The 12,677-nt window shown below is 70.5% G+C and carries 9 protein-coding genes; 7 read left to right on the top strand and 2 right to left on the bottom strand.

Annotation, left to right across the window (positions count from 1 at the left end; all coding sequences use genetic code 11):
- Positions 1 to 67 precede the first annotated feature (67 nt).
- Genes ACIQAC_RS16360 through ACIQAC_RS16350 form a run of 3 tightly spaced genes read left to right on the top strand, consistent with a single transcriptional unit; the run spans position 68 to position 2,722 of the window.
- Positions 68 to 1,069, top strand: coding sequence for a glycosyltransferase family 2 protein (locus ACIQAC_RS16360; protein ID WP_402191384.1), 1,002 nt, complete (start codon positions 68 to 70; stop codon positions 1,067 to 1,069).
- The gene (locus ACIQAC_RS16355) at positions 1,056 to 1,469 is read left to right on the top strand and encodes a GtrA family protein (protein ID WP_402191383.1); all 414 of its coding nucleotides are present in this window, start codon (positions 1,056 to 1,058) and stop codon (positions 1,467 to 1,469) included. The genes ACIQAC_RS16360 and ACIQAC_RS16355 overlap by 14 nt, the downstream gene beginning before the upstream one ends.
- Entirely contained in the window at positions 1,466 to 2,722 is a 1,257-nt protein-coding gene (locus ACIQAC_RS16350; RefSeq protein WP_402191381.1) for an NAD(P)/FAD-dependent oxidoreductase, read from the top strand. The genes ACIQAC_RS16355 and ACIQAC_RS16350 overlap by 4 nt, the downstream gene beginning before the upstream one ends.
- A gap of 37 nt (positions 2,723 to 2,759) precedes the next feature.
- Here ACIQAC_RS16350 and ACIQAC_RS16345 read toward each other — a convergent pair whose 3' ends face one another.
- On the bottom strand, positions 2,760 to 4,451 hold the full coding sequence (locus ACIQAC_RS16345; RefSeq protein ID WP_402191379.1) for a hypothetical protein: 1,692 nt from the start codon (positions 4,449 to 4,451) through the stop codon (positions 2,760 to 2,762).
- A gap of 87 nt (positions 4,452 to 4,538) precedes the next feature.
- Positions 4,539 to 5,219: a TetR/AcrR family transcriptional regulator gene (locus tag ACIQAC_RS16340; RefSeq protein ID WP_402191377.1), complete on the bottom strand. Its 681-nt coding sequence runs from the start codon at positions 5,217 to 5,219 to the stop codon at positions 4,539 to 4,541.
- A 274-nt stretch (positions 5,220 to 5,493) separates the two neighbouring features.
- On the opposite strand from ACIQAC_RS16340, the gene ACIQAC_RS16335 reads away from it, so the two are divergent.
- The 4 genes from ACIQAC_RS16335 to ACIQAC_RS16320 all read left to right on the top strand — a co-directional run bounded on the left by ACIQAC_RS16335 (position 5,494) and on the right by ACIQAC_RS16320 (position 12,663).
- Positions 5,494 to 7,512, top strand: a complete 2,019-nt coding sequence (locus tag ACIQAC_RS16335) for an RICIN domain-containing protein (protein WP_402191375.1) — start codon at positions 5,494 to 5,496, stop codon at positions 7,510 to 7,512.
- 360 nt (positions 7,513 to 7,872) lie between these two features.
- On the top strand, positions 7,873 to 8,769 hold the full coding sequence (locus ACIQAC_RS16330; RefSeq protein ID WP_402191373.1) for a helix-turn-helix domain-containing protein: 897 nt from the start codon (positions 7,873 to 7,875) through the stop codon (positions 8,767 to 8,769).
- 107 nt (positions 8,770 to 8,876) lie between these two features.
- The gene (locus ACIQAC_RS16325; protein ID WP_402191370.1) at positions 8,877 to 10,541 is read left to right on the top strand and encodes a TIGR03086 family metal-binding protein; all 1,665 of its coding nucleotides are present in this window, start codon (positions 8,877 to 8,879) and stop codon (positions 10,539 to 10,541) included.
- A gap of 220 nt (positions 10,542 to 10,761) precedes the next feature.
- Positions 10,762 to 12,663 (top strand): S9 family peptidase, encoded by a 1,902-nt coding sequence (locus tag ACIQAC_RS16320; protein WP_402191368.1) that lies wholly within the window; start codon positions 10,762 to 10,764, stop codon positions 12,661 to 12,663.
- Positions 12,664 to 12,677: the final 14 nt, after the last annotated feature.

The following is a 12,677-nucleotide window of genomic DNA, read 5'->3' as shown; positions in this document are numbered from 1 at the left end:
GCTGTTCGAACCAAGGAAACTGCCGTGTGTTTGCTTTCCGTTCAGCACGAGTGCCTAGTTTCACCGCATGCTGGACACATCTGACACCGGGCCCTCACCGGCCCCACCGAGTAGGGCGCGCCCCGGGCGAGGACAACTCGTCAGCTATGTGCTGCCCGTGTTCAACGAACAGGACGGCATCCGCCGCTTCCACGACGAGCTGATCGCCGCGATCGGCACCCGACCGGAGCTGTCGTTCGAGCTGGTCTACGTCAACGACGGCTCCGTGGACACCTCGCTGGAGATACTCGGCGATCTGGCCAAGAACGACCCACGGGTGCGGATAGTCGACTTCGCGCGCAACTTCGGCCACCAGATGGCGATCACCGCCGGTCTCGACGAGGCCCGCGGCGACGCCGTCATAGTGATGGACACGGACCTCCAGGACCCGCCGCTGGTCAGCCTGGAGCTGATAGACGCGTGGCGGGACGGCGCGGAGATCGTGCACGCGCGCCGCCGCTCCCGGCAGGACTCGCTGTTCAAGCGGTCGACGGCCGCCGCGTACTACCGCGTCCTGCGGGCCTGCACCGACACCGAGATACCCGTGGACACGGGGGACTTCCGGCTGCTCGACCGGCGGGTCGCCGACGAACTGCGGCGCTACCGCGAGCGCAGCCGGTTCGTCCGGGGCATCGTGGCCTCCATGGGCTTCGTCCAGGCCGAGGTGCGCTTCGACCGCGACGAACGGTTCGCCGGCGAGACGAAGTACCCGATGCGCAAGATGGCACGGCTGGCGATCGACGGCGTCACCGGCTTCTCGACGGTGCCACTGAAGCTGATCACCCGGCTCGGATTCCTCGTCCTGACCCTGTCGTTCGCCGGCATCGTCTACGCCCTCGCCATGAAGGTGTTCTTCCCGGACATCACCGTCTCCGGCTGGACGATGCTGATGGTGGTCGTGCTCTTCCTCGGCGGGGTGCAGATGCTCTCGCTCGGCGTGCTCGGCACCTACATCGGACGCACGTACAGCGAGGTCCAGGGCAGACCGCTGTACATCGTCCGGCAGGTGGTCCGGCATGACGGCGACTGACACACCCGCCCGGACCGGCGGCCGCCGCCGGGACGTACGGCAGCTGGTCAGCTACACCCTCGTCGGCGGCAGCGGTGTCCTGCTGGACCTGGCGGCCTTCGCGCTGCTCTACAACGTGCTGGGCTGGCACGAGCAGCTCGCGAACGGCGTCAGCACCTCGCTCGGCATCACCAACAACTTCGTGCTCAACGCGCTGTTCACGTTCGACCGACGCGACCGGCTGCTCCTGCGCTTCGTGCGCTTCTACGCCGTCGGACTGTGCGGCATCGCCCTCACCGTCGGACTGCTCTGGCTCTTCGCCGACCGGCTCGGGATCGACCCGAACCTGGTCAAGGCCGCCTCCCTGCCGCTGGTCCTGGCGGTGCAGTTCCTGCTCAACCGGAAGTGGAGTTTCGCGTGAACCTGGGGATCATCGGCGCCGGCGCCACCGGACTGACCGCCGCCCACGACGCCGTCAAGGCCGGTCACTCGGTCACCGTCCTGGAGGCGGCCGACGAACTCGGCGGCCTGGCCGGGTCGTTGACCGTGCAGGGCACACCGCTGGAGCGCTACTACCACCACATCTTCCGCTCCGACCGCGCGATGATCGAGCTGATCGAGGAGCTGGGCCTCGGCCCGTCCCTGCGCTTCCACAAGCCCACCACCGGCATCTTCCGGGCGGGCCGGCTGCGCCCGTTCAGCACCCCGGTCGAGATGCTGCGCTTCCTGCCGCCGATACCGGCCCTGCGCTTCGGGTTCTCCTCCGCCCTGCTCAAGGCGGTCCGCAAGGGCGAGCGCTTCAACGACCGTACGGCCCTCGCGTGGTTGCGCCGCTGGGCCGGGCGCCGGGCCACGGAGGAGATCTGGGAGCCCCTGCTGCGCGGCAAGTTCGGGGAGCGGGCCGAGGACGTGTCCATGGCCTGGCTGTGGGCCCGCGTGCACTGCCGCACCTTCGAACTGGGCTATGTGCACGGCGGGTTCGAGAAGGTGTACGCGGCCCTGGCCGACGCGGTGACGGACCGTGGCGGAAAGATCGAGTTCGGCAAGCGTCTGTCGGGGATCCGGCAGGAGGGCGACACGGTCACCGTCGAGGCCGAGGACGGCTCCTCGTACGGCTTCGACCACCTGATCGTCACCACCCCGCAGCCCGTCTTCGCGCGCGCCGCCGGACTGCCCGCCGACGACGTGGTGTGGCGCAACCAGTACCTCGGCGCCACCTGCTTCGTCCTGGAGCTGGACCGCAGCGTCATCCCGTACTACTGGCTCAACGTCAACGACACGGACTTCCCGTTCCTCGCCGTCGTCGAGCACACCAACATGGTCGACCGGGCCGAGTACGGCGGCAAGCACATCGTGTACGTCGGCAACTACGTCCCGCGCGACGACTGGCGCTTCACCTCCGACCCGGAGGAACTGCTCGACGCCTACGTGCCGTGGCTCCAGCGCCTGAACCCCGGCTTCGACCGCTCCTGGATCACCGACTGGCACTTCTCCCGCGCCCCCTTCGCACAGCCGGTCGTCACCCCGGAGTACCGGGCGCTGATCCCCCCGCACACAACGGCCATGACCCGCGTCACCCTGGCCACGATGGCCCAGGTCTACCCGCAGGACCGAGGCCAGAACTACGCGGTGGAGATGGCACACCGGGTGACAGGCCTGATCGGCGTGCGCTGACCCCCCGGCCCGTCCGGCGCTCGAGAACCCGGCCCGCTCACCGCAACCGGCACACCACCAGCCGCGTAGGAGGCGCCACCGGGCACGCATACCGCTCCTCGACACGCCGCGCCAGCGACCGATCCACCTTCGCCGGCGGAAACCACCCCCGGTCGAGCACCGCGTACTCCGGCGGATCCACATCCAGACAACGAGCGTTCTCGGCATACGAGTCAAGGCCACTGACATCCGGCAGATAGCGCGTGCGCTGAAGGAACGTGGGGATCGGATAGCGGCACGACGAGGCGTGCCCGATGAAGTACGCCTCGTCGCCGAACGCCAGGTACTGCACCAGCGCCCCGTCCGGCAGCTGCCGCCGTACCTCCGCCGCCGCGTCGGCCTTCTTGTCCGAGGCGGCCAGATACGCGGAGTTGGTCGACCCGACCTTCCCGCGGTCCATCAGATGCGGCGCGGCCGGCCACACGGTCACCGCGAGGAGGAAGACCCCGGCGAGCCCCACGAGGACGGGTGGCAGGCGGAGACCGGAGGCCGCGCGGGCACCTCGTACGTCGAGCAGCGCGGCCCCCATGGCGGCAACTCCCCCGAGCCATACGACGGCCGACCGCTGGAGCGCCCCGGGCGCCTCGGAGTACAGCGGCGCGAGCACGGCCGCCGCGGCGCTCACCGCGAGCAGCCCCAGCGGCGCCCGCCCGTGCGTCCCGTACCAGCGCGCGACCGCGAGCCCCCACACGGCGGCGGCGCCCACCGGCAGCGCGGCGGCGTGATACGCGAACCAGTTCCCCTGCACCACCACGGCACCGAGCCCCACGGCGAACGTCACCAGGGCGACGAGCGCCCACTCGGTACGCCGCCGACGGTCCCCCTGGCAGGCGAGCAGGAGCAGCAGGGCCGCGGGCAGCAGAAGCAGTACGGGGCTCAGTACGGCCCGGTCCGCCAGGAAGTCGGCCGACTTGGCGAAGACGTCCCCGGGCCTGAGGCCCTGCCGGGACAGCGCACCCTGGTTGATCTGCGGCATGTCCCGGATCCACTGCCACTCGTGCGAGCCCGACCAGAGGCTGAAGCCGAGCAGCAGCGCACCGGACACACCGGTAGCGGCGGTGAGCAGCAGCGCCCGCACCCGGTCGACGGCGAACAGCACAAGCAGCGCCATGAGCGCGGTCGCGGCGGTGGAGTACTTCATCATCACCGCGAGCCCCAGCGGCAGCGCGGCGAGCGCGGCGGCGGGCAGCGGCCGTTCGACGGCCAGCACCACGGCCACGGCGAGCACGGACAGCAGCGCGGCCGCCCACTCAGGCTGGAGGAAGTCCGTACGCGGCGCCAGCGCGAGGGCCAGGGCGACGACGGCCCCGGTCAGATCCGCCTCCCGGCGCGGCAGCCGCCGCAGCAGCGCCTGGCGCAGCGCGAACCCGGCCGCGAGACACAGCAGCACACCGATGCCCCGCAGCATCGCCTCGCGCACGGCGGTCGGCCCGGCCGTCAGCTGGTCGGCGCCGTAGAGGAACCACCGGTAGAAGTACGGCCGGTGCGTGAACGTCTCCGACGGCGAGAACCCGACCGCCTCACCGCTGCGCAGACACGCCAGCACGTACCGGATGTCCCCGTGCAGCCGCGCCGTCACCACGGAGTACCCGAGCACGGCCCCCGCGACGAGCCCCACGCCCAGGCGGACCCCGCGGGGCCCGCCCTCCGGACGCCCCGCAGGGGCCCGCGATATCAGCAAGTTGGTCACGACGCCGGACATTAACAGCATGCCGGGCATGGAAACCGGGACGTCGGCGGGGGATCGCCCACTGGTCGGGGGGAGTTGGCGGGGCGTTCACCCGGGGTGCCGGCGGTCGGCGTTCAGCCGTGCGCCGAAGTCGGCGCCGGGCAGGGTGTCGGTGCCCACGGGATGTGTGCGCAGGCCGTCGAGGAGAAGCCGCAGATACCGCCGCCACAGGTCGGGTTCGGCTGTGTGGTCGGTGATGACGGCCAGCATCTGCTGGATCATCATCAGGTCCCAGGGCTCCGCGTCGGCCCGCAGCACACCCTGTTCCTTGGCCCGCGCGACACTGACCTCGACGTGGTGCCGGATCTGCGCGCGCTGTTCCGCGAGGACGGTCGCGGGCCGGTCGGCGCGGTACCGGAAGAGGGCGTCGCGCAGACCGCGGTCGAGCGCGTGCAGCGCGGCCACCCGCTCCAGGCCGGTCGTCAGCCCGCGCCAGGCGTCGGGATCCTCCGCGCCCTGCCGGGTGGCCTCGACGATCCGCGCGAACAGGTCGTGGACGATCGCGTCGAGCACGGCCTGCTTGTTGGGGAAGTGCCGGTACGCGGTGGCCACTCCGACCCCGGCGTGGCGGGCGATGTCGTCCAGGGTGGCGCCCAGGCCGTGGACCCGGAACACCTCGCGCGCGGCGGCGATCAGCTTGCTCCGGTTCCGCTCGGCGTCCCGCCGCAGCCGCGGCCTGACCGGCCCACCGGTCTCCTCGGACGCACCGGACGAGTGGGGTGCGGCCATGCGGAGCGTCTCGCTTTCGGGGTGGGCGGCCGGGGGTCCCGCACCGCGGAGCCTAATTGGAGAATACATCTCCACTTCGCTCGTGCCTGACCCTTCCCGGATGCTCGGCGCGGGCCGCCCGGCGAAACGCGAAACCGGATGCGGCCCACGCCGCTCGTTGTGACGCGAGGGTTGACGCTCCTTCGGCACCGCTCTAAGTTCACGGCTTGTAAAAAGTCATGAATCCCCTGTGTCACCCCACTGACCGTCCACCGCGGTCGCATCAGGAGTTTCCGTGCCTCTGAGACACCCCCACTGGCGGCGACCGCGCTCCCGAGCCGCCGGGCCCGTGGTGCGCAGCCGCCGGGCCAGGTTCGCGCTGACCGCGACGGCGGTCGGCGCGCTGCTCGCGCCCCTCACTCTGACCACAGTGAACGCACCGGCGGCACAAGCGGTCGCCGCTCCCGTCCAGGTGTACTTCAGCTCGGAGTCGACCGCCTCGGGGTTCGGCCCCGCCAACGCCAACTGGTTCAGCAACCCGGCGGCGGGGCTCGCCTCGACCCGGTACCAGTTGTCGCGGCAGGCCGACCTCACCGCGGTCACCGCCTCGGGCACGGCCACCATCACCGCGGACACGTCCACCCGTTACCAGTCCATCCTGGGCGTCGGCTCCTCCCTGGAGGAGTCCACGATCTACAACCTGTCCCGGATGACCCCCGCCGCGCGCACCGCGGCACTGCGCAAGCTCGTCGACCCGGTCAACGGCGCCGGGTTCAACATCGCCCGGATCGCGCTGGGTTCGAGCGACTTCACCGCGCGGCAGTTCTACACCTACGACGACGGCGCGGCCGACCCGAGCCTGTCGCGGTTCTCCATCCAGAAGGACATCGACTACAAGATCATCTCGGTTCTCAAGGAAGCGAAGGCGATCAACCCCAACCTGCTGCTGTTCGGCAGTGTGTGGAGCCCGCCGGCCTGGATGAAGAGCAACAACAGCCTGATCGGCGGCACGCTTCCCGACGCGAACATCCCCGTGCTCGCCACGTACCTGCGCAAGGCGGTCACCGCCTACGCCGCCCAGGGACTGCCGCTGCACGCGGTCACGATGCAGAACGAACCGCTGTTCTCGCCGCCGGACTACCCGGGCATGACGCTCACCGCCGACCAGGAACGCAGGATCGCCTCCGCACTGCGCACCGAGCTGAACAACAACGGCGCGGCGGCCACCAAGATCTGGGCCTACGACCACAACTTCGGCGACGGCCCGGCCTACGCCGCCGGTGTCCTGGGTAATCCGGGCTCACCCAGCAGCGCGTTCAACGCGGTCGACGGCGTCGCCTTTCACGACTACGGCGGCGATCCGACCGCCATGGGACAGGTCAAGTCGAGCTACCCGACCAAGGACGTGGCCATGACCGAGCGTGCCGTGTGGGGCACGGCGGGCGCGGACCGGATCGTCCAGTACTTCCGCAACCAGTCGATCATGTACCAGGACTGGGTCACGATGCTCGACCAGAACCGCAGCCCCGAGCAGTGGTCCGGCGCACCCGACCCGACCATGCTCATCCAGTCGCCGAGCAACCCGGACACGTACTGGGCGCTGCCCGAGTACTACATCGTCAGCCAGTTCTCGAAGTTCGTCGCCCGCGGTGCCACCCGGGTCCAGACGAACAACGGCAACAGCGGCACGGTCACCAACGTCGCCTTCCTCAACCCGGACGGCAGCCTGGTCACCGTCGTGGTCAACCAGACGGCCTCCAACCAGCCGTTCACGCTGCGCGCCGGCGGCCAGCAGGTGAGCAGCACACTGCCCGCCAAGACGGTGGGCACGTACATCTGGCCCGACGCGGGCGGCGGCACCACCGGGCCCGTCGACCCGGCGAAGTGGTACACGGTCACCAACGCCAACAGCGGCAAGTGCGTGGACGACGCGGCCGGTTCGACCGCCAACGGCGCCGCCGTCCAGCAGTGGACCTGTGTGCCGGGCAGCACCAACCAGCAGTGGCAGTTCCAGCCCACCGACAGCGGCTACTACCGGGTCGTCAGCCGCAACGGGGCCAACGCCGTGTGGGACATCACCGGCGGGGCGGGCGCGGGCAGCGGAGCGAAGATCCAGCTCTGGGCCTACGGCGGCGGCAGCAACCAGCAGTGGAAGCCGGTCCCCGGCGCGGGCGGCACCTACACCCTGACGCCACGCAGCAATCCCGCCCAGTGCCTGGACGTCACCGACGTCTCCACGGCCGACGGCGCCCGGCTCCAGCAGTGGACCTGCACCGGCGGCACCGCCCAGTCCTTCACCCTCACCCCGCAGTAGGCAGCATCAACACAGCCCGGTGGCCGGCACCCACAGTGCCGGCCACCGGGCTGCGTCGTACCTGGGCGGCGGTGCGGGCCGGTGTTCGTGCATCGGTGGTCCGCCCTGAACAGCGGTTCAAGGCGGTCCCACAGTTCGTCCGGCACGATCCACGGCGACATCCCGACACCGGACGGAACACTCAACTCCCGCGGCGTCGGTGATCTCCGGGCCGAGGAGGGGAAGGTGCCGGGTGGAGACGCTGCCGGGCGTCCGGTTCCTGGCGAGCGAGTACCGCACCGGGCCGGTGCACGGAGGCCGGAGGTGGGTGCCCCGGTTTGTAGCAGGCTGTTTCTCGCGGGTGAGTGCAGACTTCCGGTCATGAGCGAACTGGGTGAGTTCATCGCGGCGCGGCGTGCGCAGTTGAAGCCGGCTGATCTGGGTCTGCCGGACTTTGGTGAGCGGCGGCGGGTGCCGGGGTTGCGCCGTGAAGAGGTCGCCCAGCTGGCGGGGGTCAGCGTGGCGTATCTGATCCGGCTGGAGCAGGGGACTTCCAGAGCGTCGCCCCAGGTGGTGGATGCGTTGGCCGGTGCCCTGAAGCTGAGCGATGCGGAGCGTTCCCATCTGCACACGCTCGTACAGGCTGGCCCCCGGGTGCGCAGGCGCCGGTTGCCGGCGGATCGTGTCACGCCGGAGGTGCGGCAGCTCCTGGATGCTGTCGGTACTTCGGCACCCGTGATCCTTCTGGGCCGGCGCAGTCATGTGCTGGCGTGGAACCCGGCGGGGCACGCGCTGATTGCGGGGCATCTGGACCCGGCGGCTCCGGAGCGTGCGGAGACACGTCCCAACACGGTGCGGATGGTGTTCACCGATCCGCACACCCGGGATCTGTACGGCGCGGACTGGCGGGACAAGGCCCGTGACGTCGTGGGCCGGCTGAGGTTGCTGGCGGGGGAGTATCCGGACGATCCGCAGCTTGCGGCGTTGATTGGTGACCTGTCGATGAACAGTCAGACCTTCGCCGGTCTGTGGGCGGAGCACCGGGTACGGGCCTGGGACCTCGCCACATACCGGATGACGCATCCTCTGGTCGGAGAGCTGGAGGTGATGCAGCATTCGATCGCCGTTCCGCAGGACCCGGGGCTGCGGCTGGTGGTGGTCACCGCCGAACGTGACTCCGCGTCAGAGGCGGCGCTGCGTCTGCTGCCGCACACCAACGACCACGTAGGGCCGCTCGGCACGGACATCACCCTGCCCCGCTGGTTTGCTCCGTCCTGATCCCTCGTCCCTGATTCCTTCTTCCTTTCCTTCATCCCAACTCGCGTGCGCAGCCGGGACCACCGTGGTCGCCGGGCGATGCCGCACGCCTTCGCGAGGTCATCATCATGTCCGCCAGCTTTGTCACCGTCGTCGACACCGTCGCCGTACTCGTCGAGTCCATCGGCGACGACCAGTGGGGCAACCCCACACCCTGTTCCGACTGGACCGTCCGGGAACTCGTCGATCACCTCCGGGACGGCCAGAGTTCCTTCCGTATCGCGCTGACCGGCCAGGCCGGGCCGGCGTCCGAGTCCTTCCGGCAGAGCGGCGCGGCGCTGGCAGCGGCCTTCGCCGAGCCCGGCGCGCCGGAGCGGACGGTGCGGATCCCTTTCGGTGAGGTGCCCGGGGCGGTCGCCCTGCATCTCCAGACCCTGGAGCACCTGGTCCACGGCTGGGACCTGGCCCGCGCTCTGGGCCGGACCGTGGTGTTCGCGGATGCCCTGGTCGAGCCCGAGGCCGAGTTCGCCGCCGGCCTGCTCACCCGGCTGCCGGCGAGTGAGCCCAGCCCGTTCGGTCCTTCCAAGGCCGCCCCGGCCGGTGCCGGCGCGCTCGACCGGCTGGCCGCCCTGCTGGGCCGCGACGTCACGGACGGCGCCATGGCGCCGGCAGAAGCCCCACGGGCGGGAAGGGGAAGGAGCCTGAAGCTGAAGACGGCGGTCGCGGGTGCGGCGCTCGTCGTGCTCGCGGCGACCGGGACGGCACTGGCCGTGAACGGGTCCTCCGGCAGCTCCGGCAGCTCCGGCAAGGTCACCGCCGTCGAACGTACGGAGAACCGGCTCACGCCGACCGCACAGGGACGGCCGGGACCCGGTGTGATCAAGGCGGACGGGGCCAATGTGTTCCCCCACTCCCTCGGCTACGACACCGCGTCGAAGACGTTCCTGGTCGGCTCGCTCAAGCAGGGCAAGGTCCACGCCGTCACACCGGAGGGAGCGGTCCGGGTCCTCGTCGACGACCCCGAGATGACCTCGGCCCAGGCCGTCGTCCCCGATCCCCGGCGGGGCCGCGTCCTGGTGGGCAACGTGGACTACGGCACAGCCGAACGCTCCCGTACAGACGCTCCGTTCCGCGTCGCCGGAGTGGGAAGCTACGACCTGGAGACGGGTGAGCAGGACTGGTGCGTGGACCTGACCGCGCTCCTCCTGGACGGCAGGCAGCACCTTGTCTCCGACATCACGATGGCGCCCGACGGCACCGCCTACGCCGTCGACGAGCTGACCCCCACGATCTTCCGTATCGACCGCGAGGGCCGGGCCACGGTCCTCGCGCGCAACAGCCTCCTCCAAGGCGAACTGGACATCCCCAACCTCCTCGACGACGTCGGCATGACGGCCGTGGAGTGGGTGAAGGGCGACCAGCTGGTCATCACCATGGCCGACGGCTCCCTCGTCCGGGTACCGGTCAAGCACCCCGACCGGGCCCGGCTGATCAAACTCTCCGCACCGCTTGCGGCACCCGTGGCCGGTATGCGGCTGCTCAAGGACGGCTCCCTCACCACCGTCAGCAGCGGCCTGCTGACCGGTGAGCCCGCCCGAATCCAGCACGTGACATCCCGCGACGGCTGGAAGAGCGCCACCGTCAAGGTCACCGACACCGTCGACGACCCCGTCACCAGCGACGTCACCGCCGGCCCCGACGGCACCACCTACGCCCTCAGCGGCGGCCTGGCCGACCTCCTCGCCGGCAAGCCCAACAACGGCTTCACCCTCACCCCCGTCAAGACCGACTGACGCCACCCCGGCCGCACCGGGTGACCGGGGTGCTCGCTCGACGGGACACCCCGGTCACCCGGGAAGGCGGCAGGCTCCGCCGGCTCAGGGGCAACTCCGCCGGACCTGGGGATCTGCGTCGATCCGGGAGCGGATCGGGGAAGCGCACCTTGCAGCAGATGTCACTAAGTGACAAAGTGTCGTCCAGTGACAAACGGATGAGACGTCAGGAGTAAAGGGCATGCGGAGTACTCGGAGCGAGGTGCCGTATCTGACCGTGGAGGAGCTCTTCGACCCGCCGCAGCGCGCGGGAGCGTCGATCTCCGCCGACGGAAGGCGGATCGCCTTTCTGGCGCCGTGGCGGGAGCGGCTGAACGTCTGGGTCGCCGACGCCGACGGCGACCTGTCCGACGCCCGGTGCGTGAGCGCGGACGACAACCGGAGCGTGCATCACTACCACTGGGCGGACGACCCGCGCTGGCTGCTGTACGAGCAGGACAAGGGCGGCGACGAGAACTGGCATCTGTACCGGGTCGATCTGGACGACCCCGGCGCCACGGCCGTCGATCTGACTCCGTTCCCCGGCGTCCGGGTCATGGGCGTCGAGTCCGCGCCCTCTCGTCCCGGACGGGTGCTGCTGCGGATGAACCGCCGGGATCCCGCCGCGTTCGACCTGTACGAGATCGTCGTCGCCTCCGGGGAGACGACCGTGCTCGCGCGCAATCCCGGGGGAGCGGCAGACTTCCTCCGCACCCCGTCCGGGGACCTGTACGTCCACGGCCTCGGACCCGACGGCGACCTCGGACTGTCCCGGTGGACTCCGGAAGCCGGGGCGGCGGAACCGCTGGTGCGCTTCGCGGGGCCGGACTACCCGCTCGGTGTGCACCCGTTCACGCCCACCCCGGACGGCACCGGTCTGTGGATCGGGTCCAACCGGCACAGCGACCGGACCCGTCTGGTCCGTCTCGACCTTGCCACCGGCGAGGAGGACGAGGTCGACAGCCATCCGGAGTTCGACCTCGACACACGCTGCGCGGTCTTTCCCTCGCTGCCGTCGCCGCTGATCCGTCACCGGCGCACCGGGGAGCTGATCGGGGCGCGGTATCTGGGCGCGCGCCAGGTGATCCGCCCGCTGGACCCGCACTTCGCGGCGGTGCTGGCGAACCTGGAGAAGCTGTCCGGCGGGGACATCGCCGCCCTGTCGTCGGACCGGGACGGGATGCGCTGGGTCGTCGGTTTCACCGACGACCGCGCGCCCGGCGTCACCTACCTGTACGACCACGCGACCGGCGACGGCCGATTGCTCTTCCGCTCCCGCCCCGACCTGGATCCGGCCGTGCTGGCACCCATGGAGCCGGCGGTGATCACCGCCCGCGACGGACTGCCCCTCCCGTCCTATCTGACACTGCCGGCGGCAGGCGAGCGGTCGGGCATTCCGCTGGTCCTGCTGGTCCACGGCGGACCCTGGAGCCGTGACAGCTGGGGCTTCGACCCGGCGGTGCAGCTGCTCGCCAACCGGGGGTATGCCGTGCTCCAGGTCAACTTCCGGGGATCGGCCGGCTTCGGCAAGGCCCATCTGAAGGCCGGCATCGGCGAGTTGGCCGGCACGATGCACGACGACCTGCTGGACGCCGTCCGCTGGGCCGTCGGCCGCGGCATCGCGGACCCGGACCGGGTGGCGATCTTCGGCGCCTCCTACGGCGGCTACGCCGCCCTGGTCGGCGCCGCCTTCACCCCGGATGTCTTCGCCGCGGCGATCGACTGCTTCGGCATCTCGGACCTGGCGAACTTCCTGCGGACCGTACCGGAGTTCGTGAAACCCCACCTGACCAACAACTGGCACCTGTACGCCGGCAACCCCGACGACCCGGAGCAGCTGCCCCGTCTGTGGGCCCGCTCCCCGCTCAGCCGGGTGGACGACATCCGCACCCCCCTGATGGTGGTCCAGGGCGCGAACGACGTCCGCGTCGTCCAGGCCGAGTCCGACCGCATCGTCGAGAGCCTCCGCTCCCGGGGCGTCGAGGTCACCTATCTGGTCAAGCAGGACGAGGGCCACGGCTTCGTCAATCCCGAAAACAACAAGGACCTCTTCCGCATGGCCGATCACTTCCTCGCCCGCCATCTCCGGCGGACGCAGCCATGACCGACCCGCCCACA

The organism is Streptomyces sp. NPDC088387, assembly GCF_044753385.1.
GTDB lineage: Bacteria > Actinomycetota > Actinomycetes > Streptomycetales > Streptomycetaceae > Streptomyces.
The sequence above is the reverse complement of the archived record's forward strand: the minus strand, read 5'-3'. Positions and strand labels throughout refer to the sequence as shown.

Coding starts and splice junctions, on each gene's coding strand:
- ACIQAC_RS16355 (WP_402191383.1), top strand. CDS start 1,056: ATGACGGCGACTGACACACCCGCCCGGACCGGCGGCCGCCGCCGGGAC.
- ACIQAC_RS16325 (WP_402191370.1), top strand. CDS start 8,877: ATGTCCGCCAGCTTTGTCACCGTCGTCGACACCGTCGCCGTACTCGTC.
- ACIQAC_RS16340 (WP_402191377.1), bottom strand. CDS start 5,219: ATGGCCGCACCCCACTCGTCCGGTGCGTCCGAGGAGACCGGTGGGCCG.
- ACIQAC_RS16320 (WP_402191368.1), top strand. CDS start 10,762: ATGCGGAGTACTCGGAGCGAGGTGCCGTATCTGACCGTGGAGGAGCTC.
- ACIQAC_RS16330 (WP_402191373.1), top strand. CDS start 7,873: ATGAGCGAACTGGGTGAGTTCATCGCGGCGCGGCGTGCGCAGTTGAAG.
- ACIQAC_RS16360 (WP_402191384.1), top strand. CDS start 68: ATGCTGGACACATCTGACACCGGGCCCTCACCGGCCCCACCGAGTAGG.